24 protein-coding genes and 1 tRNA gene are annotated in these 25,948 nt (G+C 70.1%); 23 read left to right on the top strand and 2 right to left on the bottom strand.

Annotated features, from left to right (window positions below; genetic code table 11):
* The first annotated feature begins 1 nt into the window (after position 1).
* The 17 genes from rpe to G6G98_RS02220 all read left to right on the top strand — a co-directional run bounded on the left by rpe (position 2) and on the right by G6G98_RS02220 (position 16,671).
* The gene (gene rpe / locus G6G98_RS02140; RefSeq protein ID WP_164233764.1) at positions 2-682 is read left to right on the top strand and encodes a ribulose-phosphate 3-epimerase; all 681 of its coding nucleotides are present in this window, start codon (positions 2-4) and stop codon (positions 680-682) included.
* Positions 679-942: a phosphoribosyl-ATP diphosphatase gene (locus tag G6G98_RS02145; RefSeq protein WP_067352011.1), complete on the top strand. Its 264-nt coding sequence runs from the start codon at positions 679-681 to the stop codon at positions 940-942. The genes rpe and G6G98_RS02145 overlap by 4 nt, the downstream gene beginning before the upstream one ends.
* Before the next feature lie 40 nt (positions 943-982).
* Entirely contained in the window at positions 983-1,825 is an 843-nt protein-coding gene (gene hisG, locus G6G98_RS02150; protein ID WP_067352007.1) for an ATP phosphoribosyltransferase, read from the top strand.
* Positions 1,825-2,586, top strand: coding sequence for an imidazole glycerol phosphate synthase subunit HisF (hisF, locus tag G6G98_RS02155; protein ID WP_067352004.1), 762 nt, complete (start codon positions 1,825-1,827; stop codon positions 2,584-2,586). The genes hisG and hisF overlap by 1 nt, the downstream gene beginning before the upstream one ends.
* A complete protein-coding gene (hisI, locus tag G6G98_RS02160) occupies positions 2,583-2,942 on the top strand; it encodes a phosphoribosyl-AMP cyclohydrolase (RefSeq protein ID WP_067352001.1) in 360 nt (119 codons plus the stop codon). The genes hisF and hisI overlap by 4 nt, the downstream gene beginning before the upstream one ends.
* Complete coding sequence (locus G6G98_RS02165) at positions 2,939-3,529, top strand: Trp biosynthesis-associated membrane protein (RefSeq protein WP_164233763.1); 591 nt, start codon at positions 2,939-2,941, stop codon at positions 3,527-3,529. Before hisI ends, G6G98_RS02165 begins: the two co-directional genes overlap by 4 nt.
* 48 nt (positions 3,530-3,577) lie before the next feature.
* On the top strand, positions 3,578-3,808 hold the full coding sequence (locus tag G6G98_RS02170; RefSeq protein WP_067351994.1) for an HGxxPAAW family protein: 231 nt from the start codon (positions 3,578-3,580) through the stop codon (positions 3,806-3,808).
* Positions 3,808-4,581, top strand: a complete 774-nt coding sequence (trpC, locus tag G6G98_RS02175; protein ID WP_067351991.1) for an indole-3-glycerol phosphate synthase TrpC — start codon at positions 3,808-3,810, stop codon at positions 4,579-4,581. The genes G6G98_RS02170 and trpC overlap by 1 nt, the downstream gene beginning before the upstream one ends.
* A complete protein-coding gene (trpB, locus tag G6G98_RS02180) occupies positions 4,581-5,825 on the top strand; it encodes a tryptophan synthase subunit beta (protein WP_067351988.1) in 1,245 nt (414 codons plus the stop codon). The genes trpC and trpB overlap by 1 nt, the downstream gene beginning before the upstream one ends.
* Positions 5,822-6,625, top strand: a complete 804-nt coding sequence (trpA, locus tag G6G98_RS02185) for a tryptophan synthase subunit alpha (protein ID WP_067351986.1) — start codon at positions 5,822-5,824, stop codon at positions 6,623-6,625. Before trpB ends, trpA begins: the two co-directional genes overlap by 4 nt.
* 10 nt (positions 6,626-6,635) lie before the next feature.
* A complete protein-coding gene (gene lgt, locus G6G98_RS02190) occupies positions 6,636-7,664 on the top strand; it encodes a prolipoprotein diacylglyceryl transferase (RefSeq protein ID WP_067351983.1) in 1,029 nt (342 codons plus the stop codon).
* A gap of 143 nt (positions 7,665-7,807) precedes the next feature.
* The gene (gene gltB, locus G6G98_RS02195; RefSeq protein ID WP_164233955.1) at positions 7,808-12,331 is read left to right on the top strand and encodes a glutamate synthase large subunit; all 4,524 of its coding nucleotides are present in this window, start codon (positions 7,808-7,810) and stop codon (positions 12,329-12,331) included.
* Positions 12,324-13,790: a glutamate synthase subunit beta gene (locus G6G98_RS02200; protein WP_067351976.1), complete on the top strand. Its 1,467-nt coding sequence runs from the start codon at positions 12,324-12,326 to the stop codon at positions 13,788-13,790. The genes gltB and G6G98_RS02200 overlap by 8 nt, the downstream gene beginning before the upstream one ends.
* A 54-nt stretch (positions 13,791-13,844) precedes the next feature.
* Positions 13,845-15,293: a pyruvate kinase gene (gene pyk, locus G6G98_RS02205; protein ID WP_164233762.1), complete on the top strand. Its 1,449-nt coding sequence runs from the start codon at positions 13,845-13,847 to the stop codon at positions 15,291-15,293.
* 83 nt (positions 15,294-15,376) lie between these two features.
* Positions 15,377-15,462: transfer RNA gene (locus tag G6G98_RS02210), tRNA-Leu, on the top strand.
* A 25-nt stretch (positions 15,463-15,487) separates the two neighbouring features.
* Positions 15,488-16,105, top strand: a complete 618-nt coding sequence (locus G6G98_RS02215; RefSeq protein WP_025103469.1) for an ANTAR domain-containing response regulator — start codon at positions 15,488-15,490, stop codon at positions 16,103-16,105.
* Positions 16,106-16,107: 2 nt separating this feature from the next.
* Complete coding sequence (locus tag G6G98_RS02220) at positions 16,108-16,671, top strand: GNAT family N-acetyltransferase (RefSeq protein WP_067351969.1); 564 nt, start codon at positions 16,108-16,110, stop codon at positions 16,669-16,671.
* Here G6G98_RS02220 and G6G98_RS02225 read toward each other — a convergent pair.
* Positions 16,646-17,074: a hotdog fold thioesterase gene (locus G6G98_RS02225; RefSeq protein WP_067351965.1), complete on the bottom strand. Its 429-nt coding sequence runs from the start codon at positions 17,072-17,074 to the stop codon at positions 16,646-16,648. The genes G6G98_RS02220 and G6G98_RS02225 overlap by 26 nt on opposite strands.
* Before the next feature lie 45 nt (positions 17,075-17,119).
* Between G6G98_RS02225 and polA the strand changes: the two genes are divergently transcribed.
* The 6 genes from polA (at position 17,120) to G6G98_RS02255 (ending at position 25,522) form a co-directional block, all read left to right on the top strand.
* Positions 17,120-19,753, top strand: coding sequence for a DNA polymerase I (gene polA / locus G6G98_RS02230; RefSeq protein ID WP_208321409.1), 2,634 nt, complete (start codon positions 17,120-17,122; stop codon positions 19,751-19,753).
* A 62-nt stretch (positions 19,754-19,815) separates the two neighbouring features.
* The gene (locus G6G98_RS02235; RefSeq protein ID WP_164233761.1) at positions 19,816-21,492 is read left to right on the top strand and encodes a DUF885 domain-containing protein; all 1,677 of its coding nucleotides are present in this window, start codon (positions 19,816-19,818) and stop codon (positions 21,490-21,492) included.
* A gap of 54 nt (positions 21,493-21,546) precedes the next feature.
* On the top strand, positions 21,547-22,581 hold the full coding sequence (locus G6G98_RS02240; protein ID WP_067351956.1) for an LLM class flavin-dependent oxidoreductase: 1,035 nt from the start codon (positions 21,547-21,549) through the stop codon (positions 22,579-22,581).
* Positions 22,582-22,621: 40 nt separating this feature from the next.
* Complete coding sequence (locus G6G98_RS02245) at positions 22,622-23,974, top strand: MFS transporter (protein ID WP_164233760.1); 1,353 nt, start codon at positions 22,622-22,624, stop codon at positions 23,972-23,974.
* Between the two features lie 38 nt (positions 23,975-24,012).
* Positions 24,013-24,771, top strand: a complete 759-nt coding sequence (locus G6G98_RS02250) for an SGNH/GDSL hydrolase family protein (RefSeq protein ID WP_067351949.1) — start codon at positions 24,013-24,015, stop codon at positions 24,769-24,771.
* Positions 24,772-24,790: 19 nt separating this feature from the next.
* Positions 24,791-25,522 (top strand): SUMF1/EgtB/PvdO family nonheme iron enzyme, encoded by a 732-nt coding sequence (locus G6G98_RS02255; protein WP_084788339.1) that lies wholly within the window; start codon positions 24,791-24,793, stop codon positions 25,520-25,522.
* 6 nt (positions 25,523-25,528) lie between these two features.
* Here the strand turns inward: G6G98_RS02255 and G6G98_RS02260 are convergent, their stop codons facing one another.
* Positions 25,529-25,942, bottom strand: a complete 414-nt coding sequence (locus tag G6G98_RS02260; protein ID WP_347877961.1) for a GNAT family N-acetyltransferase — start codon at positions 25,940-25,942, stop codon at positions 25,529-25,531.
* Positions 25,943-25,948: the final 6 nt, after the last annotated feature.

Genomic DNA, 25,948 nt, shown 5'->3' on the forward strand with positions numbered 1-25,948 from the left:
CATGCATCTGCCCGCGGCCCCCCGCATCAACCCCAGCATCCTCGCGGCCGACTTCGTGAACATGCAGCGCGATCTCGCGAAGATCGCGACGGCGGACTTCGCGCACGTCGACGTCATGGACAACCACTTCGTGCCCAACCTCACCTTCGGCCCGCAGATGGTCGAGCGCATCCAGGCGACCAGCCCGGTGCCCCTCGACGTGCACCTGATGATCACCGATCCCGACCGCTGGGCTCCGGGCTACGCGGAGCTGGGCGCGGCGAGCGTGACCTTCCACCTCGAGGCGGCGACGGACCCGGTCGCGCTCGCCAGGCGCCTGCGCAGCATCGGAGCGCGCGCCGGGGTCGCGGTCAAGCCAGGTACCGCCGCCGACAGCCTGTACGACGTGCTGGACGAGTTCGACCAGATCCTCGTGATGACCGTCGAGCCCGGCTTCGGCGGGCAGGGTTTCATGCCCGAGACGATGCCGAAGCTGCGGGCCCTCGCCGATGAGGCGAAGCGGCGCGGATCGAGCGTCTGGCTGCAGGTCGACGGCGGCATCTCCGACAGCACGATCGAGATCGCCGCCGCCGCCGGCGCCGACACCTTCGTCGCCGGGTCCGCCGTGTACGGGTCCGACGACGTGGAGGCCGCCGTCACCCGGCTCAGGGACCTCGCCAGAGCCGCTAGCCTGGAATCGTGAAGACTTTCGACGAACTGTTCGCCGAGCTCAGCCGGAAGGCCGAGACCCGACCCGAGGGATCGGGCACGGTCGCGGAGCTCGACGGCGGCGTGCACACGATCGGCAAGAAGATCGTCGAAGAGGCCGCCGAGGTGTGGATGGCCTCCGAGTACGAGTCCGACGAGGCCGCGGCAGAGGAGATCTCGCAGCTCCTGTACCACCTGCAGGTGATGATGCTCGCGAAGGGGCTGACCCTGCAGGACGTCTACCGACATCTGTGACGCGCCCCGCCCCACTCGTCACGACCTGAAGGCTCCCCCCATGCTGCGCATCGCTGTTCCGAACAAGGGCTCTCTCTCCGAGACCGCCGCCGAGATGCTCGCGGAGGCCGGCTACGCCGGTCGCCGCGACCCCAAGACCCTCCACATCGTCGACGTCGAGAACGACGTCGAGTTCTTCTTCCTCCGCCCCAAGGACATCGCGACCTACGTCGGCTCCGGTGCGATCGACGTCGGCATCACCGGAAGGGACCTGCTCCTCGACGCCCGCATGCCGGGTGCCAGGGAGATCGAGGCCCTCGGCTTCGCGGCGTCCACGTTCCGCTTCGCGGCCCCGACCGGCCGCTACAGCGACGTGACCGAGCTGGACGGGCTGCGGGTCGCCACCTCCTATCCGGGGCTGGTCGACGCCTTCCTCGACAAGCGCGGCATCGCCGTCGACCTGGTGCCGCTCGACGGCGCCGTCGAGTCCGCGGTCCGGCTGGGAGTGGCGGATGCCGTCGCCGACGTCGTGGAGACCGGCACAACGCTCCGCCAGGCGGGGCTCGACGTGTTCGGCCCGGTGATCCTGGAGTCCGAGGCCGTGCTCATCGCGGGACCGAAGGACGCCGACGGCGCCGAGACGCTTCTGCGCCGCCTGCGCGGAGTGATGGTCGCCCGCCGTTTCGTGATGATCGACTACGACCTCCCGGTGGCCCTGCTCGACGACGCGGTGAAGATCGCCGGCGGCGTCGAGTCGCCCACGGTCTCGCCGCTGCGTGATCCCGAGTGGGTGGCGGTGCGGGTCATGGTGGCACGCTCCCGCGTCAACCCGGTGATGGACGAGCTCTACGCCCTCGGCGCCCGTGCGATCCTCGTCACCGCGATCCACAACGCGAGGCTGTGATGACTCTCGCCAGTCGCGTCATCCCGTGCCTCGACGTGGCGGAGGGCCGCGTCGTCAAGGGCGTCAACTTCGAGAACCTGCGGGACATGGGCGATCCCGTCGAGCTCGCGCGGCACTACGCCGCGCAGGGGGCCGACGAGATCACGTTCCTCGACGTCACCGCCACGGTCGATGCGCGCGCGACCACCTATGACGTCGTGCAGCGCACGGCCGAGCAGGTGTTCGTGCCGTTGACCGTGGGCGGGGGAGTGCGCAGCGTCGACGACGTCGCGCGGCTGCTCTCCGTCGGGGCGGACAAGGTCGGCGTCAACTCCGCCGCCATCGCCCGGCCAGAGCTCATCGGCGAGATCGCCGACCGTTTCGGCGCGCAGGTGCTGGTGCTGTCCCTGGACGTCAAGCGCGCGGACACCACGCCGTCCGGCTTCGTCGTGACGACGCACGGCGGCCGTCGGCTGACCGAGATCGACGCCGTCGCCTGGGCCCGCGAGGCCGCCGAGCGCGGCGCCGGCGAGCTCCTCGTGAACTCGATCGACGCCGACGGCACCCGCGACGGGTTCGACCTCGAACTGGTCCGCCTGATGCGGGAGGCCGCCTCCGTGCCTGTCATCGCCTCGGGCGGCGCCGGCGCCGTCGAGCACTTCGCCCCCGCGATCAAGGCGGGAGCGGATGCCGTGCTGGCCGCGAGCGTGTTCCACACCGGCGCCCTCACAGTGGGCGACGTGAAGGACGCGCTGCGCGCCGAGGGGGTGCTGGTCCGTTGAGCGACATCGAGGACCGCATCGCCCAGGTGGCGTTCGACGACGACGGGCTCGCCCCCGCGATCGTGCAGCAGTGGGACACCCGTGAGGTGCTCATGCTCGCCTGGATGGATGCCGAGGCGCTCCGGCGCACGCTCACCGGGGGACGGGCCGTGTACTGGTCGCGCTCCCGCCAGGAGTATTGGCGCAAGGGCGACACGTCCGGGCACATCCAGGCCGTCCGCGAGGCGCGGCTGGACTGCGACGGCGACGCCATCCTGCTGCTCGTCGACCAGACCGGAGCGGCGTGCCATCTCGGCACGCGCTCCTGCTTCGACACCACCGACCTCGAGGCCGTCCCGGGGAGCGCGAGCGAATGAGCCTCGCGCGCAGAGGACGCTCGATCGCCGTCTCCGGCTTCCTGCTGGCCGGTGCCGTCGGCGTCATCTCCTCGACGCAGACCTGGCTGACGGTCGAGCGCGCCGACGCGGGCGAGGCGATCCTCGTCCCCGGGGCCACCGCGCTCCCGCTGCTGACGCCGCTCAGCCTCGCCGTGCTCGCCCTCGGCGCCGCGCTGTCGATCGTGGGGCCGGTGCTCCGCCTCGTCTTCGGCGTCCTCGCGGGCGCCGCGGCGCTGTTCCTCGGCTGGACGACCGCGCAGCTCCTGCTGACGCTGCCGCTCAGCGCCGTCGCCCCCGCGGTCACCGAGACCACAGGGCTGGCCGGCGGCGGCGCTCTCGCCGACGTCATCTCCGGGATCACCCCGACGGCCTGGCCCGTGCTGGCTCTCGTCGGCTGGCTGATCCTGCTGGCTGCGAGCGCCGTCGTGCTGCTCACAGCACGCTCCTGGCGTGCGGGCGGCCGGCGCTACCGCACGGACGCGGCCGCGACGGCCTCGGGCGCCGGGCCCGTCGACGCCGTCGATTCCTGGGACGAGCTGTCCCGCGGAACCGATCCGACGCGGTGACCCCGATAGACTGAATCCGATCCCGCACGTCGTCCCCCGGAGGAGAACATGACCAACCCGATCGCCGACCCCGGCCACGGACACTCGCCTGCGGCCTGGACCGCCGTGATCGTCATGCTCGTCGGCTTCACCGCCGGCACGGTCGCCTTCTGCTTCGAGCAGCCCACGTTCGTGTGGATCTCCGCCGCACTGATCCCGATCGGCGCGATCCTGGGCTGGGTGCTGGCCAAGGCCGGCTACGGCGTGAAGGGCCCCAAGTACTCGCCGAAGGGCCACTAGTGGTCCTCGCCGACCTGACGGCCGGCGCTGTCGCAGACGCAGAGCGTCGCGCACTCACCAGGCCGATGGCCGAGGTCGAGCGCGCCGCGCTGGCCCGCCCCGCGGCGAAGGACGCCCTTGCGTACCTGACGCCCGCCGACCGCGTGAAGATCATCGCCGAGGTCAAGCGCGCGAGCCCGTCGCGCGGCGCCCTCGCCGAGATCCCGGACCCGGCGCTCCAGGCCTCCCTGTACGAGACCGGGGGCGCCTCGGCGATCAGCGTGCTGACGGAGGAGCGCCGTTTCGGCGGCAGCCTCGCCGACCTCGAGGCCGTCACCGCCCGCGTGTCGCTCCCGGTGCTGCGCAAGGACTTCATCGCGACCCGCTATCAGGTCCTGGAAGCCCGGGCCGCGGGCGCCGATCTCGTCCTGCTCATCGTCGCCGGTCTGGAGCCGGACGTTCTCCGCGATCTCTTCGGCTTCATCACCGAGCTCGGCATGACGCCCCTGGTGGAGACGCACTCCGCCGAGGAGCTCGAGGCCGCGATCGACCTCGGCTCGCCGCTGATCGGCGTGAACGCGCGCGATCTGAAGACCCTCGAGCTCGACCGCGATCTGTTCGGACGCCTGGCCGACCGGATCCCGGACTCCGCGGTGAAGATCGCCGAGTCCGCCGTGCTCACCCCCGCCGACGTCGCGCACTACCGCTCCGCGGGCGCCGACGTCGTCCTGATCGGAGAGGCGCTCGTGACGGGCGATCCGGTCGCCACCCTCAAGAGCTTCCTGGAGGCCTGATGCCCAGCACCGAGCGACCGGAGGGCAGCCTCCGCGAGCAGCACGGTCCGCAGTTCGGCGAGTACGGCGGGCGCTACATGCCCGAATCGCTGATCGCCGCCATCGACGAGCTGACCGAGGCGTACGCCGAGGCGATCGCCGACCCGGCCTTCCGGGCCGAGCTGGCCTCCCTGCTCGGCTCCTACGCGGGCCGGCCGTCGCCGATCACCGAGGTGGCCCGGTTCGCCGAGCACGCCGGCGGCGCACGCGTCTTCCTCAAGCGCGAGGACCTCAACCACACCGGTTCGCACAAGATCAACAACGTGCTCGGCCAGGCGCTGCTCACCAAGCGCCTCGGCAAGACCCGCGTGATCGCCGAGACCGGTGCCGGCCAGCACGGCGTGGCCACGGCGACCGCCGCCGCGCTGTTCGGCCTGGACTGCACGATCTACATGGGCGAGGTCGACACCCAGCGGCAGGCGCTGAACGTGGCGCGCATGCGCCTCCTCGGCGCCGAGGTCGTCGCGGTGACCTCGGGGTCGCGCACGCTGAAGGACGCGATCAACGACGCATACCGCGACTGGGTCGCCTCCGTGGAGACCACGAACTACATCTTCGGCACCGCCGCGGGACCGCACCCGTTCCCCGCGATGGTCCGCGACTTCCAGAAGGTCATCGGCGAGGAGGCGCGCGCGCAGCTCCTCGCCGAGGTCGGCCGGCTCCCCGACGCCGTCGTCGCGTGCGTCGGCGGCGGCTCGAACGCGATCGGCATGTTCGACGCGTTCCTCGACGACGAGGGCGTGAAGCTCTACGGGGTGGAGGCCGCCGGCGACGGCGTCGACACCGAGAAGCACGCCGCGTCCATCGAGCGCGGCCGCCCCGGCATCCTGCACGGAGCGAAGACGTACGTGCTGCAGGACGAGGACGGCCAGACGATCGAGTCGCACTCGATCTCCGCGGGGCTCGACTACCCGGGAGTCGGCCCGGAGCACTCGTGGCTCGCCGACATCGGACGCGCCGAGTACATCCCCGCCACCGATGACGAGGCGATGCAGGCGCTCCGCCTGCTCAGCCGCACCGAGGGCATCATCCCCGCGATCGAGTCCGCGCACGCCCTCGCCGGCGCGCTGCGCCTCGGCCGCGAGATGGGACCGGATGCCGTGATCGCCGTGTGCCTCTCCGGCCGCGGCGACAAGGACATGGACACCGCCGCCCGCTACTTCCGCCTGTACGACGAGTCCGCCGCTGAAGGAGGAGCGCAGTGAGCCGCGTCGAGGAGGCCATCCGCAAGGCCGAGGACGCCGGACGCAGCGCCTTCGTCGGCTATCTCCCCGTCGGCTACCCCGACCTCGAGACCAGCATCCAGGCCGCGATCACGCTCGCGGAGAACGGCGTCGACATCCTCGAGCTCGGTCCGCCCTACAGCGACCCCGTGATGGACGGCGCGATCATCCAGGAGGCGACCACCGCCGCTCTGGCGAACGGCTTCAGGATGGCCGACCTGTTCACGGCGGTGCGCCGGATCACCGCGGCCACCGATGTGCCCGTGCTCGTGATGACGTACTGGAACCCCGTCTTCCAGTACGGCGTCGACCGCTACGCCGACGACCTCGTCGCCGCCGGCGGCGCCGGCCTGATCACCCCGGACATCACGCCGGAGGTCGCAGGGGAGTGGATCGCCGCGAGCGAGCGGACGGGCCTCGACCGCGTGTTCCTCGCCGCGCCGACGTCGTCGGACGAGCGTCTCGATCTGGTCGTCTCCTCGTCGACCGGCTTCGTCTACACCGTCTCCACGATGGGCATCACGGGGGAGCGCGCCGAGCTCGACCGCGCCGCCCGCACCCTCGTCGCACGTCTCCGCGAGCACGGCGCCAAGCGCGCCTGCGTCGGCATCGGCATCTCCACCGCCGAGCAGATCGCGGGCGTGTCGGAGTACGCCGACGGCGCGATCGTCGGCACGGCGCTCGTCCGCGCACTCCGCGACGGCGGCATCCCCGCCCTCGCCGAGGTCACCCGCAAGCTGGCCGCCGGCACCACGTCCGCGCGCCCCGAAACCGAGAACTAGAATCGCACTCATGTCCCTCGCGCTCCACAGCACCGTCACCGACGTGCTCGCCAGCATCCCCAGCCCTCCGGTCTCCTACATCGACCTGGGGCCGATCCGGATCCACTTCTACGCGCTCTGCATCATCGCCGGCATCATCGCCGCCGTGCTGCTGACCAACCACCGCCTCACCAGGCGCGGGGCGGAGCCGTGGGTCGTCATCGACATCTCGATCCTGGCCGTGCCGCTGGCGATCATCGGAGCGCGGATCTTCCACGTGCTCACCCACCCGAACTTCTACTTCGGCGAGGGCAAGAACACGTGGAACCCCTTCGAGCCGGGATCCGTGTGGGCGATCTGGGAGGGCGGCATCGCCATCTTCGGCGCGCTCATCGGCGGCGCGATCGGCGCCTGGCTCGGCTGCCGCTGGACCGGCATCCGCTTCTGGACCTTCGCCGACGCGCTGGCACCCGGCCTCCTGCTCGCCCAGGCGATGGGCCGCTTCGGCAACTGGTTCAACCACGAGCTCTTCGGCCTGCCGACCGACCTTCCGTGGGGTCTCGAGATCGAGTCCACGAACCCGGCGTTCCCGCCCGGGCTGCCCGAGGGCACGCTGTTCCACCCCACCTTCCTCTACGAGGTCATCTGGAACGGTCTCGGCGTCATCGTGCTGCTCTGGCTCAGCCGCAAGGCGACGGCGTTCCAGTGGGGACGCCTGTTCGCGATCTACCTGATCTGGTACAGCGCAGGCCGCATCGTGTGGGAGTCGATCCGCATCGATCCGAGCGAGATCATCCTCGGTCTGCGCAGCAACGTGTGGGCCGCGATCGTCGGCGTGGTCGTCGGAATCGTCATCCTCGTCGTCCAGACGCGCCGCCACCCCGGCCTCGAGCCGTCGCCGTACCAGCCGGGTCGCGCGCGGAAGGATGCGGACGCTGATGTACAATCGCAGGACAATCCCCTAGATTTCGTCGACCTGAGCGAGCCTCCGGCAGAAGAAGTCACCGCTGGAGCCACAGCCACAAGCACCGCTCCCACCCTCGAGGACGGCCGTCGATAGTCCGCCTCGTGGCGTGAGAACCCATCTGCATTGAACGAGCGGGCCAACGTCGTCCCCGGTGTCACCTGAGTATCTGAGGACGGTATCTGGTGTACTTCCAGCCCCCTTACGGCGCCTCCGGCGCATACCCCCCGAAGCAGGGCATGTACAACCCGGCGTTCGAGAAGGACGCCTGCGGCCTGGCCATGGTCGCGACGCTGCGCGGCGAAGCCGGGCACGACATCATCGCGCTCGCCCTCGAGGCGCTGCGCAACCTCGAGCACCGCGGCGCCATCGGATCCGACGCCGGCACCGGTGACGGCGCCGGCATCCTCACCCAGATGCCGGACGAGTTCCTCCGGGCCGTCGCGGGCTTCGAGCTGCCGCCGGTCGGCGAGTACGCCGTCGGCCTCGCCTTCCTCCCGCGGGACTCGAGCCAGCGCCGCCAGCAGAAGGCGGACATCGAGAAGATCGCGCGTGCCGAGGGACTGCGCGTCCTCGGCTGGCGTGAGGTGCCCACCGCCAACGAGCACCTCGGCAAGCTCGCCGACGAGGCCCGCCCCGCCTTCGAGCAGCTGTTCGTCAGCGCCGGGGGAGCGACGCACGCCGACGCTCCGCTGACCGGCATCGCCCTCGACCGTGTCGCCTACCGACTGCGCAAGCGCGCCGGTCACGAGCTCGGCGCCTACTTCGTCACGCTCTCCAGCCGCACCCTCGGCTACAAGGGCATGGTCACCACCCTGCAGCTCGAGCCGTTCTACCCCGACCTGCAGGACGAGCGCTTCGCCTCCGAGCTCGCGGTGGTCCACTCGCGCTACTCGACCAACACGTTCCCGTCCTGGCCGCTCGCGCAGCCGCTGCGGATGCTCGCCCACAACGGCGAGATCAACACGGTCGGCGGCAACCGCAACTGGATGCGTGCCCGCCAGTCGCAGCTCGAATCCGAGCTCCTCGGCGACATGGGGCCGCTGCTGCCCATCTGCACCGACGGCGCCAGCGACTCGGCCTCTTTCGACGAGGTGCTCGAGCTGCTCACGCTGACCGGCCGCAGCCTGCCCCACGCCATCATGATGATGGTCCCGGAGGCGTACGAGAAGCAGTCCGACATCTCGCCGGAACTGCGTTCGTTCTACGACTACCACTCGAACCAGATGGAGCCGTGGGACGGCCCCGCGGCCCTGATCTTCACCGACGGCACGGTGGTCGGCGCCACCCTCGACCGCAACGGCCTGCGCCCCGGCCGGTGGACCGAGACGACCGACGGTCTCGTCGTGATCGGCTCGGAGACCGGCGTGCTGCAGTTCGAGCCGGAGCGCATCAAGCGCCGCGGCCGTCTGCAGCCCGGCAAGATGTTCCTCGTCGACACCGCGCAGCGCCGCATCGTCGAGGACGAGGAGATCAAGCACGAGCTCGCCACCATGCACCCGTGGCAGGAGTGGCTGGATGCCGGCTCCGTCCGGCTCGCCGACCTCCCTGAGCGCGAGCACATCGTGCACCCGCCGGCGTCGATCACCCGCCGTCAGCGCACCTTCGGCTACACGGAGGAGGAGGTGCGGATCCTCCTGACCCCGATGGGGCAGACCGGCGTCGAGCCGCTCGGCGCGATGGGATCCGACACGCCGATCGCCGTGCTCAGCAAGCGCCCGCGCCTGCTGTTCGACTACTTCACGCAGCAGTTCGCGCAGGTCACCAACCCGCCGCTGGACTCCATCCGCGAGGAGGTCGTCACCAGCCTCAAGCTCGGACTCGGCCCGGAGAGCAACCTGCTCACCTGGGGACCGGAGCACACTCGAACGGTGTCGCTCGACTTCCCGGTCATCGACAACGACGAGCTCGCGAAGATCCGTCACATCGACAAGGCCCTTCCCGGGCGCTCCAGCGTGACCATCAAGGGCCTGTACCACTTCGACGCCGGACCCCACACGCTCGAGCAGCGTCTCACGGAGATGTGCGCCGAGGTCGACGAGGCCATCGAGCGCGGCGCGGAGTTCATCATCCTCTCGGACCGCGACTCGAACAAGGACCTCGTCCCGATCCCGTCGCTGCTCATGCTCTCGGCGGTCCACCACCACCTCATCCGGCGCGAGAACCGCATGAAGGTCGGCCTGATCGTCGAGGCCGGCGATGTCCGCGAGGTGCACCACGTCGCCACCCTCATCGGCTACGGCGCCTCGGCGATCAACCCGTACCTCGCGATGGAGACGGTGGAGCACCTGGTGCGCACCGGCTACATCACCGGGATCACGCCGGAGAAGGCCGTACGCAACCTCATCTACGCGCTCGGCAAGGGCGTGCTGAAGATCATGTCCAAGATGGGCATCTCGACCGTGTCGTCGTATGCCGGCGCACAGGTGTTCGAGGCCGTCGGCCTCAGCGAGGAGTTCATCGAGGCGTACTTCACGCGCACCGAGTCCAAGCTCGGCGGCATCGGCATCGAGGAGATCTTCGCCGAGAACCAGGCTCGCCACGACTACGCCTATCCCGAGGATGCCGCGGCGCGCGCTCACGAGCGCCTGTGGACCGGCGGCGAGTACCAGTGGCGCCGTGACGGCTCGCCCCATCTGTTCAGCCCGGAGACGGTCTTCAAGCTGCAGCACGCCACCCGCGAGCGCCGCTACGACATCTTCCGGCAGTACACGAAGCTCGTCGACGACCAGGCCGCGGAGCTGAAGACCCTGCGCGGACTCTTCAAGCTCCGCACCGGCACCCGCAAGCCGGTGCCGCTGGACGAGGTCGAGCCCGTGTCCGAGATCGTCAGGCGCTTCTCCACCGGCGCGATGAGCTACGGCTCCATCTCGAAGGAGGCGCACGAGACCCTCGCGATCGCCATGAACCGGATCGGCGGCAAGTCGAACACCGGTGAAGGCGGCGAGGACCTCGACCGCCTGGTCGACCCCGAGCGCCGCAGCGCGATCAAGCAGGTCGCGTCCGGTCGCTTCGGTGTGACCAGCCTGTACCTCACCGAGTCGGATGACATCCAGATCAAGCTCGCACAGGGCGCGAAGCCCGGCGAGGGAGGCCAGCTGCCCCCGCAGAAGGTGTACCCGTGGATCGCCCGCACGCGCGGCGGCACCCCGGGCGTGGGTCTGATCTCCCCGCCGCCGCACCACGACATCTACTCGATCGAGGACCTCAAGCAGCTCATCTTCGACCTGAAGAGGGCGAACCCCGAGGCGCGCATCCACACGAAGCTGGTCAGCCAGTCCGGCATCGGGGCGGTCTCCGCGGGCGTCGCCAAGGCGCTCAGCGACGTCATCCTGGTGTCCGGCCACGACGGCGGCACCGGCGCGAGCCCGCTGAACTCGCTCAAGCACGCCGGCACGCCGTGGGAGCTCGGTCTCGCCGAGACCCAGCAGACGCTGATGCTCAACGGCATGCGCGACCGCGTGGTGGTGCAGGTCGACGGTCAGCTGAAGACCGGCCGCGATGTGGTCATCGGCGCCCTGCTCGGCGCGGAGGAGTTCGGGTTCGCGACGGCTCCGCTGGTGGTCAGCGGCTGCATCATGATGCGCGTCTGCCACCTCGACACGTGCCCGGTCGGCGTCGCGACGCAGAACCCGGTGCTGCGCGAGCGCTTCACCGGCAAGCCCGAGTTCGTCGTGAACTTCATGGAGTTCATCGCCGAAGAGGTCCGCGAGCTGCTCGCAGAGCTCGGCTTCCGATCGATCGACGAGATCGTCGGCCGTGCGGAGCTCCTCGAGGTGGATGCCGCGATCGACCACTGGAAGGCGGAGGGGCTCGACCTCGCGCCGATCCTCGACGGCCCGGCGTTCCCCGCCGGCGAACCCCGTCGCAGCGGCCGCACACAGGACCACGAGCTCGAGAAGCACTTCGACGTGCAGCTCATCGACATCGCGAAGGAGGCCCTCCTCAACGGCGAGCCCGTGCACGTCGAGCTGCCGATCGCGAACACCGAGCGCGCCGTCGGCACCATGCTCGGCCATCAGGTCACCTCTCGGCACGGCGCCGCCGGCCTGCCCACGGGCACGATCGACGTCACGCTGCACGGCACGGCCGGGCAGTCGCTGGGCGCCTTCCTCCCGTCGGGCATCGTGCTGCGGCTCGAAGGAGACGCCAACGACTACGTCGGCAAGGGCCTCTCCGGCGGCGACATCACGATCCGCCCGCCGCGGGGAGCGACGATCGCGCCGCACGAGAACGTGATCGCAGGCAACGTGATCGGCTACGGCGCCACTGGAGGGACGATGTTCATCTCCGGCGTCGTCGGCGAGCGGTTCCTCGTCCGGAACTCCGGCGCCACCGCGGTCGTCGAGGGCGTGGGCGACCACGCGCTCGAGTACATGACGGGCGGCACCGCGGTGATCCTCGGGTCCACCGGGCGCAACCTCGGCGCCGGCATGTCCGGGGGAGTGGCGTACATCCACGCGCTCGACACCGCGAAGATCAACGCGCAGTCGCTGAGCAGCGGCGAGCTGCTCCTGATGCCACTCGACAGGGCCGACCTCGAGGTGCTGCACAGCCTCATCGCCGACCACGTCGAGCGCACGGGCTCTCCGCTCGGCGCCGACATCCTGGCCCGGTTCGAGGAGACCGCCGCAGAGTTCGTGAAGGTCCTCCCGCGTGACTTCGCCGCCGTGCGGAGCATGCGCGAGGAAGCCGTGGCCGAGGGGATCGACCCCGACGGCGACATCGTCTGGAACCGCATCCTGGAGGTGACCGGTGGCTGATCCCAAAGGTTTTCTGAAGGTCACCGAGCGTGAGCTTCCCGCACGTCGTCCCGTTCCGGTGCGCATCATGGACTGGAAAGAGGTCTACGAGCCCGGCGATCAGGCGGTCCTTCGCCGGCAGGCGAGCCGCTGCATGGACTGCGGCGTGCCGTTCTGCCACCAGGGCTGCCCGCTCGGCAACCTCATCCCGGAATGGAACGACCTCACCTGGCGCGGGGAGGGGCGCGCGGCCATCGACCGCCTGCACGCGACGAACAACTTCCCCGAGTTCACCGGGCGCCTGTGCCCTGCCCCCTGCGAGAGCTCGTGCGTGCTGGGCATCAACCAGCCTGCCGTCACGATCAAGCAGATCGAGGTCTCCATCATCGACGAGGCCTTCGCCAAGGGCTGGGTCGAGCCGCAGCCGCCTGCGCGCCTGACCGGCAAGACGGTGGCCGTCGTCGGATCCGGCCCCGCCGGACTCGCGGCCGCCCAGCAGCTGACCCGGGCCGGGCACACGGTGGCGGTCTTCGAGCGCGACGACCGCATCGGCGGGCTGCTGCGCTACGGCATCCCGGACTTCAAGATGGAGAAGACGCACCTGGAGTCGCGTCTGCGCCAGATGCAGGAGGAGGGGACCCGCTTCCGCGCCGGCGTCGAGATCGGCAGGGACATCTCCTGGGCCGATCTGCGCGCCCGGTACGACGCCGTGGTGATCGCCACCGGCGCCACCGTGCCGCGCGACCTGTCGATCCCCGGCCGCGACCTGGACGGCGTGCACTTCGCGATGGAGTACCTCGTCGAGTCCAACCACGCGGTCGCCGGCGACAAGGTCCCCGAGCAGATCACCGCAGAGGGCAAGCACGTCATCGTGATCGGCGGCGGCGACACCGGTGCCGACTGCATCGGGACCGCGCACCGTCAGGGCGCACTCAGCGTGACCAACCTGGCGATCGGCCGGCAGCCCGGCACCGAGCGCCCGGGGCACCAGCCGTGGCCGATGATGCCGACGCTCTTCGAGGTGCAGTCCGCGCACGAGGAGGGCGGTGAGCGGGTGTATCTCGCGTCCACCGTCGAGTTCCTGTCGAACGAGGTCGGTGAGGTCCGCGCGCTGCGCGTCGCCGAGACCGAGTTCGTCGACGGCCGTCGCGTGCCCAAGAGCGGCACCGAGCGCGAGATCCCCGCGGATCTGGTCCTCATCGCGATGGGCTTCACCGGCCCGGAGCAGGACGGCTTCACGGAGGACACCCGCCCGCAGGTGACCGGCCGCGGCGCCTTCCAGCGCGACGACGACTACGAGTCGACCGTCCCCGGCGTGTTCGTCGCCGGCGACGCGGGCCGCGGCCAGTCGCTCATCGTGTGGGCGATCGCCGAGGGCAGGGCCGCCGCCGCCAGCGTCGACCGCTACCTGATGGGCACGACCGTGCTCCCCGCGCCGGTGCGTCCGACGGATGTCGCGATCGGTCTGCAGCCCGCGTAGGCTGAGCCCGGCACCGTCGCCTGATTTCTATCCCCCTCTACCCTGGAGAATCTGTTGAGACGCGCGAAAATCGTCGCCACCCTGGGCCCCGCCACATCCACCTACGAGACCGTGCGAGCGATCATCGAGGCAGGGGTGGACGTCGCCCGACTGAACCTCAGCCACGGTGACTACTCGGTGCACGAGGCCAACTACGCCAACGTCCGCCGCGCGGCCGACGATGCGGGTCGCGCCGTCGCCGTCCTCGTCGACCTGCAGGGTCCGAAGATCCGCCTCGGCCGGTTCGAGGACGGCCCCTATGAGCTCGCCGTCGGCGACATCTTCAAGATCACCACCGAGGACGTCATCGGCAACAGGGAGATCTGCGGCACCACGTTCAAGGGCCTGCCCCAGGACGTGAAGCCCGGGGACTTCCTCCTCATCGACGACGGCAAGGTCCGCGTCGAGGTCGTCGAGACCGACGGCGTCACCGTCACCACCAGGGTGGTCGTCGCCGGCGCGGTGTCGAACAACAAGGGCATCAACCTCCCCGGCGTCGCCGTCAACGTCCCCGCGCTCAGCGAGAAGGACGAGGACGACCTGCGCTGGGGCCTGCGCACCGGAGCCGACCTCATCGCCCTGTCCTTCGTGCGCAACGCCTCCGATGTCACCCGGGTGCACGAGATCATGGCGGAGGAGGGCGTCAAGATCCCTGTCATCGCGAAGATCGAGAAGCCGCAGGCCGTCGATGCGCTCGAGGAGATCGTCGACGCCTTCGACGGCATCATGGTCGCCCGTGGAGACCTCGGCGTCGAGCTGCCGCTCGAGGCCGTGCCCATCGTCCAGAAGCGGGCCGTCGAGATCGCCCGCCGGATGGCGAAGCCCGTCATCGTCGCGACGCAGATGCTCGAGTCGATGATCAACAGCCCGGTGCCGACGCGCGCCGAGACGTCGGACGTGGCCAACGCCGTGCTCGACGGCGCGGACGCGGTGATGCTCTCGGGTGAGACCAGCGTCGGCGAGTACCCGGTCGTCGTCGTCGAGACGATGGCGCGCATCATCGAATCGACCGAGGAGCACGGCCTGGAGCGGGTGCTCCCGCTGACCACCAAGCCGCGCACGCAGGGCGGAGCGATCACGCTCGCCGCCCTCGAGGTCGCCGAGTTCGTCGAGGCGAAGTTCCTCTGCGTGTTCACACAGTCCGGCGACTCCGCACGCCGCCTGTCGCGCCTGCGCTCGCGCATCCCGATGCTCGCGTTCACACCCGAGCCCGGCATCCGCCGTCGCATGGCGCTGACCTGGGGCATCCGCTCGACCCTGGTCGACATGGTGCAGCACACCGACGCGATGTACCACCAGGTGGACGAGTACCTCCTCGGAACCGGCCTGGCTCAGGAAGGGGACAAGGTCGTCGTGATCTCCGGTTCCCCTCCCGGGATCATCGGTTCGACGAACGACCTCCGCGTCCACAAGGTCGGCGACACCATCCGCGGTGCCGCGCCGATCTACAAGACCGGCGTCTGATCGTTCCTCCGTGCGCCGTGCACTCCTCGTGGAGAGCACGGCGCACGGCTGCGTCCGGCCCGTTGCGATAGGGTCGACGATGGGCCGGCGTGGCGGAATGGCAGACGCGGAGCACTCAAAATGCTTTGTCCGAAAGGGCGTGTGGGTTCGAGTCCCACCGCCGGCACCAAATCTCTCTCGACTAGGATGGTTCTGTGACCGAGCAAGAACAGGCTGAGCAGCCCACGGCATCCGCACCCCGACGCGTCGTCGTCGCCGAGGACGAATCGCTGATCCGTCTCGACATCGTCGAGATCCTCCGCGACAACGGATTCGACGTCGTCGGCGAGGCAGGCGACGGCGAGACCGCCGTGGCCCTGGCCACGGAGCTGCGCCCCGACCTCGTCATCATGGACGTGAAGATGCCCCAGCTGGACGGCATCAGCGCTGCCGAGAAGCTGCACAAGGGCAACATCGCCCCGGTCGTGCTGCTGACGGCCTTCAGCCAGAAGGAGCTCGTCGAGCGCGCGAGCGAGGCCGGCGCGCTGGCCTACGTCGTGAAGCCGTTCACGCCGAACGACCTGCTCCCGGCGATCGAGATCGCCCTCGCCCGTCACGAGCAGATCATCACGCTCGAGGCCGAGGTCGCCGACATGGTCGAGCGCTTCGAGACCCGCAAGCTCGTCGACCGGGCCAAGGGCCTGCTCAACGAGAAGATGGGCCTGAGCGAGCCCGAGGCCTTCCGCTGGATCCAGAAGGCGTCGATGGACCGCCGTCTGACCATGCAGGACGTCGCCAAGGCGATCATCGAGCAGCTGGCACCCAAGAAGTAGCGATGCTCCCGCTCGACGCGGAGCACACGCTGCGTCCTGTGCGCATCGGAGACGGTGCCGCTCTGGCGCGCGCGTACACGGCGAACCGGGCGCACCTCGCCCCGTGGGAGCCGACGCGCTCCGCGGTGTTCTTCACGGCCGAATGGCAGGAGCAGCACGCGCGTCAGTGCGTGGAGGATGCCGCCGCGGGGCGGAGCATCCGCTTCGTCATCGAATCGGACGACGGCGAGATCCGCGGACGCGTGAATCTGAACAACGTCGTCCGCGGTGCGTTCTGGAGCGCGGATCTCGGCTACTGGGTCGACACCGCCCGCCAGCACCGCGGGCTCGCCTCACGCGCGGTGGAGAAGGTCGCCGGCTATGCGAAGGACGAGCTGCGCCTGCACAGGCTGCAGGCGGCGACGCTGCTGCACAACGTCGGCTCGCAGCGGGTGCTGGCGCACAACGGATTCGAGCGCATCGGGATGGCGCCGAAGTACCTGAAGATCGCAGGGGAGTGGCAGGACCACCTGCTCTTCCAGCGGCTGCTGGAGGAGCCGCTCAGTCCGCCGCGGGAACATCCTTGATCATGTTCGTGATCCGGATCGTCGAGCAGCGGCGGCCCTGATCGTCGGAGACGACGATCTCGTGCACCGTGACGCTGCGCCCGAGGTGGATCGGCGTGCAGACGCCCGTGACGACGCCGGAGGTAGCGGAGCGCGTGTGCGTGGCGTTGATGTCCACGCCGACGGCGAGACGGCCGTGACCGGCGTGCAGGTTCGCCGCCATCGAGCCGAGAGACTCCCCGAGCACGACGTACGCGCCGCCGTGCATCAGGCCGACGGGCTGCGTGTTCCCCTCCACCGGCATCGTGGCCACGCAGCGCTCGAGGCTGAACTCGATGAACTCGATGCCCATCTTCTGGGCGAGGGCGCCCATGCCGCGCGCGGTCGCCCAGTCGAGTCCCTCGCTCGTCGCGGTCTCGCCCATGGTTCCTCCTCAGCGGGTGTCTGCCGTCCTCGTTAGGCTGGCAGAGTGACGGACTCCGCAAAGCCTACCCTCATGGTCGTCGACGGCCATTCGCTCGCCTATCGCGCCTTCTTCGCCCTCCCGGTCGACAACTTCACGACGAAGGACAACCAGCACACGAACGCCATCTACGGCTTCCTGTCCATGTTCGTGAACCTCATCAAGGCGGAGCAGCCCACGCACGTCGCGGTCGCGTTCGACACGTCCCGGCACTCGTTCCGCACCGACGAGTACCCGGAGTACAAGGCGACCCGCTCGGAGACCCCGCAGGAGTTCCGCGGGCAGATCCCGCTCCTCCAGGACTGCCTCGCGGCGATGTCGATCCCTGTGCTCACGAAGGAGGGCTTCGAGGCCGACGACATCCTCGCCACGCTCTCCACGCAGGGGGCGGAGCAGGGGTACGACGTGCTCGTGGTCTCCGGCGACCGGGACACGATCCAGCTGGTGACGGATGAGGTCACGCTGCTCTACCCGTCCGTGCAGGGCGTGTCCCAGCTCAAGCGGTACGACCCGGCGACGGTGCAGGAGCGCTACGGCGTGCGCCCGGAGCAGTACCCGGACGTCGCCGCGCTCGTCGGCGAGACCAGCGACAACCTCCCCGGCGTGCCGAAGGTGGGGGAGAAGACCGCGGTCAAGTGGCTCACCCAGTTCGGCTCGCTCGATGAGCTGCTCGAGCGCTCCGGCGAGATCAAGGGCGTCGTCGGCGGCAACCTCCGCGATCACATCGACGACGTGCGCCGCAACCGCAAGCTGAACCGGCTGCTGACCGATGTCGAGCTTCCCGTCGCACCGGCCGACCTCGCGGTGACGCCGATCGACGCGCAGGCCGTCCGCGACATCTTCGCCCGGCTCGAGTTCCGCACGCTCCTGCCGCGCGTGTTCGAGGCGGTCGGCGCCGGCGAGGTGGCCGACGACCCCGCATCCGTCGTCGTGCTCCCCGAGCCCGTGCAGGTGACTGCGGCCGACTTCGCCGCCTGGGCGCACGCGCAGACGGGTGAGGTCGCCCTGCGCATCGTGACCCAGGGAGGCGTGCCGAGCCGGATCGGCGCGGCGACGGAGACCGAGCTCCGCGAGTTCGACTGGAGCGACGCCGCTGCGGATGCCGTGAAGGGGTGGATCGAGTCGGACCGGCCGAAGGCCCTCCACGACGCGAAGCCGCAGGTGAAGGCGCTGCTGCGTGCGGGCATCCGACTTCAGGGCCTCGCCTACGACACCAGCCTCGCCGGCTGGCTGCTGCGGCCCAGCTTCCCCGACAAGACCCTCGGCGATCTCGTCGAGCGCTACCTCGGCGAGAAGCTCCCCGAGGCCGACCCCTCGCAGCTCGTTCCCGAGACCGAGGGTGCCACCCCGTCGCAGGAGGCGTGGTTCGCACTGCGCGTCGCGACGGCTCTGCGCGAAGACATCCCCGAGCCGGTCGCGGCGGTGCTCACCGACATCGAGCTGCCGACGCTGCTGACCCTGGCCGACATGGAGGTCGCGGGCGTCGCCGTCTCCCACGAGGTCCTTTCCGGCTTCTCCGGCGAGCTCGGGGCGCGCGCCGACGTGCTCGCCCAGGAGGCGTTCGCCGTCGTCGGCCGCGAGTTCAACCTCGGCTCTCCGAAGCAGCTGCAGGAGGTGCTCTTCGACGACCTCCAGCTGCCGAAGACGCGCAAGACGAAGACCGGCTATTCGACGGATGCCGCCGTGCTGGCGGATCTGCAGGAGTCGAACCCCCATCCGTTCCTCGGCCTCCTGCTCCAGCATCGCGAGGCGACGAAGCTCCGGCAGATCATCGAGTCGCTGGACACCGCCATCCGGGAGGACCGCCGCATCCACACGACCTATGTGCAGACCGGCAGCCAGACCGGTCGCCTGTCGAGCACCGACCCGAACCTGCAGAACATCCCCGTGCGCACGGAGGAGTCGCGCCGCATCCGCAGCGCGTTCGAGGTCGGTGAGGGCTATGAATCGCTGCTCACGGCGGATTACTCGCAGATCGAGATGCGTATCATGGCGCACCTCTCCGGAGACGAGGGCCTCATCGAGGCGTTCAACAGCGGCGAGGACCTCCACCGCTTCGTCGGCGCCCGCGTGTTCGGCGTCGCTCCCGCCGATGTGACGGCGGCGATGCGCACCAAGGTCAAGGCGATGTCCTACGGCCTCGTCTACGGTCTCAGCGCGTTCGGACTCTCGAAGCAGCTGCGCATCGAGCAGTCCGAGGCGAAGCAGCTGATGGTCGAGTACTTCGCCCGGTTCGGCGCCGTGCGCGACTATCTGCGCGCGTCGGTGATGAAGGCGAAGGAGGTCGGCTACACCGAGACCATCTTCGGCCGCCGGCGTCCGTTCCCCGACCTCGCCAGCCCGAACCGGGTGCTGCGGGAGAATGCCGAGCGTGCCGCGCTCAACGCGCCGATCCAGGGCAGCGCGGCCGACATCATGAAGATCGCGCTGTTCCGCATCCACGACGACCTCCGCGCGGAGGGCCTGGCCTCGCGGGTCCTGCTGCAGATCCACGATGAGCTCGTGGTCGAGGTGGCTCCGGGGGAGTGGGCTGCCGCCGAGCGGATCGTCCGCGAGCGCATGGGCGGAGCGGCCGAGCTGTCGGTTCCGCTGGACGTGCAGGTCGGGCGCGGACGCGACTGGAACGAAGCCGCGCACTGACGCACGGCTGCGACGCAGTTCCGAGGATGCTGCGACGGGGTGCCGGGGTTTAGGCTGGACGGATGACTTCAGCCCCCCGCACTCCGTCTGCCATCGACAAGGTCGCCGATGAGTGGGTCGACACGATCGTCGTGCTCGCCCCGACGCTCGGCACGTACATCGGCCGCAGCGAGGTCGACGACCGCTTCGGCGATCTGAGCCCGGCCGGCCACGAGGAGATCGCCGCGGCCACGCGCGCCACCCTGCAGAAGCTCTCCGCCCTGGAGCCGGTCGACGCGATCGACGAGGTGACCAAGACCGACCTCACGGCGGAGCTCACTCTCGATCTCGAGCTGCACGACGCGAACTGGCACCTCCGCGACCTCAACGTGATCGCCTCCGCTGCGCAGGACGTGCGCGCCGCATTCGACCTCATGCCGACGGCCACCGCCGACGACTGGGACGTGATCGCGACCCGTCTCGGTGCGGTTCCCGAGGCTCTCCGCGGCTACGTCGAGACGCTGCGGGCGGGCATCGCCGCGGGGGTCATGCCAGCCCGCCGCCAGGTCGCCGAGGTCGCCACGCAGATCACCCGGTACACCGCTGACGACGGCTTCTTCGCCGCGTTCGTCGCCGACGCCGCGCCGGAGGAGGGCAGCCTCCCCGCCTCGCTCGCCCGGAAGCTCGCCGACAACTCCGCCGCGGCCCGGGTGGCCTACGACGAGCTGCGCGGCTTCCTCGCCGAGGAGCTCGCACCGGTGGCTTCCGAGCAGGACGCCGTCGGCCGTGAGCTCTACGCCCTGAACTCGCGGCGCTTCCTCGGCGCCACGATCGACCTCGACGAGACCTACGAGTGGGGCCGCGAGGAGCTCGCCCGCATGGTCGCCGAGCAGACGGCGATCGCGAACGAGATCCTTCCTGGGGCTTCCGTCGAGGAGGCCGTCGCGCACCTCGAATCGGACCCCGCCCGCAAGCTCGTCGGCACCGAGGCGCTGCAGCGCTGGATGCAGGAGACGAGCGACCGCGCCGTGGCAGAGCTCGGCGCCACGCACTTCGACATCCCGGAGGCCATCCGCACCCTCGAGTGCATGATCGCTCCCACGCAGGAGGGCGGGATCTACTACACCGGCCCGACGGACGACTTCTCGCGACCCGGCCGCATGTGGTGGTCGGTGCCGGAGGGCGTCACCGAGTTCGACACGTGGCGCGAGCTCACCACCGTGTACCACGAGGGTGTCCCCGGTCATCACCTGCAGATCGCGCAGGCGGTGTACAACCGCGCTGAGCTGAACTCGTGGCGCCGTCTGCTCGCCGGCACTTCGGGTCACGCCGAGGGCTGGGCGCTCTACGCGGAGCGCCTGATGCAGCAGCTCGGCTACCTCGATGACCCGGCCGACCGCCTCGGCATGCTCGACGGTCAGCGCATGCGCGCCGCACGCGTCGTGCTCGACATCGGCGTGCACCTCGGAAAGCCGCGTCTCGACGGCGAGGGCGTCTGGGATGCCGACTACGCGCTGGACTTCATGCGCAGGAACGTGAACATGTCCGATCAGTTCGTGCAGTTCGAGGTGAACCGCTACCTCGGCTGGCCGGGGCAGGCGCCGTCGTACAAGGTCGGTCAGCGCATCTGGGAGCAGGTCCGCGACGCGTACCAGGCCGAGCGCGGCGCCGGCTTCGACATCAAGGAGTTCCACAAGAGGGCGCTCGACATGGGCGGCGTCGGTCTCGACACCCTGCGCACCGCGCTGCTCTCGCGCTGACGGGAATGCGTCCGGACCGGCTCGTGTTCATTCACCTGAATAGGAAGGCGTGACATGGGCATCGAGTTCGGTCTGGACACATTCGGAGACATCACCCGCGGCGCGGACGGTGAGCTCCTCAGCGGGGCGCAGACGATCCGCAACATCGTCGCGCAGGCGGAGCTCGCCGACCGCGTCGGCGTCGACTTCTTCGGCGTGGGGGAGCACCACCGTCCGGAGTTCGCCGTCTCGGCGCCGGAGATGGTGCTGGCGGCGATCGCGACGCGCACCGAGAACATCCGTCTCGGCACCGCGGTCACCGTGCTGTCCTCCGATGATCCGGTGCGCGTCTTCGAGCGGTTCTCGACCCTCGACGCCGTGTCGAACGGTCGCGCGGAGGTCGTGCTCGGGCGCGGGTCGTTCATCGAGTCGTTCCCCCTCTTCGGCTACGACCTCCGCGACTACGAGGCGCTGTTCGAGCAGAAGCTCGAGCTGTTCGTGGAACTGCTGAAGGAGCAGCCCGTCACCTGGTCCGGGACGATGCGGGCCCCGCTCGAGAACGCGGACGTCTTCCCGAAGACGGAGAAGGGCCTGCGCACCTGGGTGGGTGTCGGCGGCAGCCCCGAATCCGTCGTCCGCGTCGCCCGTCACGGCCTCGGGCTGATGCTCGCGATCATCGGGGGCCCGGCCATCCGGTTCAAGCCGTTCGTCGACCTCTACCACCGGTCCGTCGCCTCCTTCGGCACCACCGCACACCCGGTGTCCGTGCACTCGCCCGGTCACATCGCCGCGACGGACGCGGAGGCCTGGGATGCCGCGTACTCCGGGTTCGAGGCCATGAACAACACCATCGGCCGGGAGCGCGGCTGGCCGGCTTACAGCCGCGCTCGCTTCCAGAACGACGTCGGGCCAGAGGGCGCGCTCTATGTGGGCTCGCCGGACCGGGTCGCCGCCAAGATCGCCGACACGGTCACCGCTCTCGGCCTCGGACGTTTCGACATGAAGTACGCGACCGGCACCATGGCGCACGAGGACATGATGAAGAGCATCGAGCTCTACGGCACCGAGGTCATCCCGCGGGTGCGGCGGCTCCTGGACGCCCGCGGCTGAGCGTCGCGCCGGCAGGTCGCGCGCGCTCTACGATGAGGGCATGGCCGACACCGCCCTTCCCAGCCGTGCGTCTCTCGCCGGACGCCTCGACGAGCTGCCGTTCACGCGACACCACCTGCGCCTGCTGACCGGCTCCGGCGTCGGCTGGGCGCTCGACGCGATGGATGTCGGCCTCATCTCCTTCGTCATCGCGGCGCTCGGGCAGCAGTGGGCGCTCACGAAGACGGAGGCGGGCTGGATCGCCTCCGTCGGCTTCATCGGCATGGCGCTCGGCGCCGCGCTCGGCGGACTCCTCGCGGATCGCCTCGGCCGCCGTCAGGTGTTCGCCCTGACCCTGCTCGTCTACGGAGTCGCGACCGGAGCGAGTGCCCTCGTCGGCGGCATCGCGATGCTGCTCGTGCTGAGGTTCCTCGTGGGGCTCGGCCTCGGCGCCGAGTTGCCGGTGGCATCCACCTACGTCAGCGAGTTCGCCCCGGCGCGTATCCGCGGCCGTCTGATCGTGATCCTCGAGGCCTTCTGGGCTCTCGGCTGGACCGCGGCGGCTCTCATCGGCTTCCTCGTCATCCCGGCATCCGAATCGGGGTGGAGGTGGGCCTTCGCGCTCGGCGCCATCCCTGCCGTCTACGCGCTTGTCGTGCGGTGGGGGATGCCGGAATCGCCACGGTGGCTCGCCTCCCGGGGGCGGATCGCCGAGGCGGAGCGCATCGTGACATCCTTCGAGCTGGACGCAGGGATCGTCGCGGGGCCGGCGATCCGCAAGGAGCCGCCGTCCCGCGCGATCACGGCGACGACGCGCGCGCGGGTCACGACGCTGTGGCACCCGGAGTTCCGGTGGCGGACGGTCTGCCTCTGGCTGATCTGGCTGTGCGTCAACTTCGCCTACTACGGGGCGTTCATCTGGATCCCGAGCATCCTCGTCGACGCGGGGTTCGACCTCGTGCGATCCTTCGGCTTCACGCTGATCATCACTCTGGCCCAGCTGCCCGGCTACGCGGTGGCGGCGTGGCTGATCGAGGTCTGGGGCCGTCGCACGACCCTCTCCGTGTTCCTGGTGGGGTCCGCGGCCTCCGCCCTCTTCTTCGGCACCGCGACGACGGAGCCGGCGATCATCGCGTCCGGCATGGCGCTTTCGTTCTTCAACCTCGGAGCGTGGGGCGCGCTGTACGCCGTCACACCCGAGATCTACCCGACGTCCCTGCGCGGCACCGGCAGCGGCTGGGCGGCTGGCGTCGGGCGCATCGCCTCCATCGTCGCTCCGCTCGCCGTGCCCGCGCTGCTGCTCGCCGGCGGCGCGCCGCTGCTCTTCGTGATCTTCGGGGCCTGCTTCCTCACCGCCGCCGTGGCGGCCTGGGGCCTCATCGACCGACGGGGGATCGCCCTGGACGACCGCTGAGTCCTCCGCTCGAGGAATAGGCTGGACCGGTGACAGAAGTGCGTTACGTGGCCATCGGCGACTCCTTCACGGAGGGCGTCGGCGACGTGCTCCCAGACGGCCGGGAACGCGGCTGGGCCGATCTGGTCGCACAGGGGTGGGCGGATGCGGCAGGGCATCCGATCAAGTACGCGAACCTCGCCATCCGCGGCCGTCTCGCCTGGCCGATCGTCGACCAGCAGCTCGAGCCGGCTCTCGCCCTCCGACCCACACATCTGTCTTTCAACGGCGGCGGCAACGACATGCTGCGCCCTCGAGCGGACCTCGAGCACATCGCCGACGCCTTCAGTCGCGTACTCCGCCGTTGCGACGAGGAGGGCGTCACGATGATCCTCCTCTCCGGTGCGAACCCCAGCGGACAGCTCCCGATGGGTTCTCTCGTGCAGCGCCGCGGCGACCTGCTCTCCGAGGCCGTGCTGAGGCGGGTCGCCGGCCGTAACGACGTCGTCCGCGCTCTGAACTGGCCCGATCGTGAGCTCTCCGAGCCGCAGTACTGGTCGGAGGATCGCCTGCACATGAACGCGGCCGGCCATCATCGCGTGGCGGCGCGCGTGCTGCACGCCCTGGGATACGAACCGCCGGCGACGTGGTGGGCGCCCCGCTCGGCGGCGCAGGCGGGGCCGTCGGGATTCCGCTACTACCGGCAGCACGTCGGTCCCTGGGTGAAGCGGCGCGTCACGCGCACGTCTTCGGGTGACGGGCGTGCGGCCAAGTATCCGACCTGGGTCGAGCGCACGCCGCACGCCGCTGCCTCCTGACGCCGTGGCGGACATCGAGATGCGCCGCATCCGCGGCGGCACGGTCACCCTCCATGACGCCCGGCGGAGGGCGCAGCGCACGGTGGAACTGGAGGACTTCGAGATCGGCGTCTTCCCGATCACCGAGGAGCAGCTCGCAGAGGTGCTGCCGGTGCCGTCGCGGCATCCACGACGCCCCGCGGCGGACGTGAGCTGGCTGCGCGCGGTGCACTTCTGCAACGCGGCATCCGAGTGGGAGGGCCTCGACGCCGTCTACCGCTTCGACGGCGAGGACGTGTCCTGGGATGTCACAGCCGACGGCTACCGGCTGCCGACGGAGGCCGAGTGGGAGTTCGCCTGCCGCGCGGGCTCCACCGGGCCGCACTACGCCCCGCTCGCCGAGGCGGCGTGGACGAGTGCCGACGGCGTGCGTACGCCGCAGGACGTCGGCCGCCGGCTCCCGAACCTGAACGGCCTGTTCGACACGCTCGGGAACGTCTGGGAGTGGTGCTGGGATCTCCTCGACCCGGCCCGGTACGACGACGACCGGGTGTTCCGAGGGGGCGGCTTCGCCGACGACGCATGGAGCGTGCGCGCCTCCGTGCGGCGCGGCGGGGCCCCGCGCATGCACCATGAGGACGTCGGGTTCCGCGTCGCGCGCGGTGCGTTCGAAACCCCGGGCGAAGCGCAGGGCTGGTCTGCGCGGGCCGATCGTGAGAACGCGATCGTCGACGGTTCGATCCCCTTCGGGTGGACGCCCCGGACCAGGTGAGGCGGCTCAGGCCATCATCTTGACGAGGTAGCGGTTCGGATCCCCCGGCGCCGCGAACCCGAACCGCTCGTAGAGCCCGTGTGCATCCGCCGTCGCGAGGAGGATGCGCCTGATCCCGAGGGGGGCGAGATCGTCGATCACCCCTTCCACGAGCATCTTGCCTGCGCCCTGTCCGCGGGCGTCCTCGGCCACGAAGACGTCGCAGAGCCAGGCGAAGGTCACGGCATCGGTGACGACCCGCGCGTAGGCGACCTGCGCTCCCGACGCATCCCAGATGCCGTAGTTGCGGGAGGCGTCGATCGCGGCGTCCTGCACGTCACGAGCGCGACCCTTCGCCCAGTACGCGCCCTCGCTCAGCCATGCGTGCACCTGCGCGCGGTCGATTCGGGAAGTGTCGTTCGAGAACGTGAAAGCGGGCATGTCGCT

The organism is Microbacterium hydrocarbonoxydans (assembly GCF_011752045.1).
Taxonomy (GTDB): Bacteria; Actinomycetota; Actinomycetes; order Actinomycetales; family Microbacteriaceae; genus Microbacterium.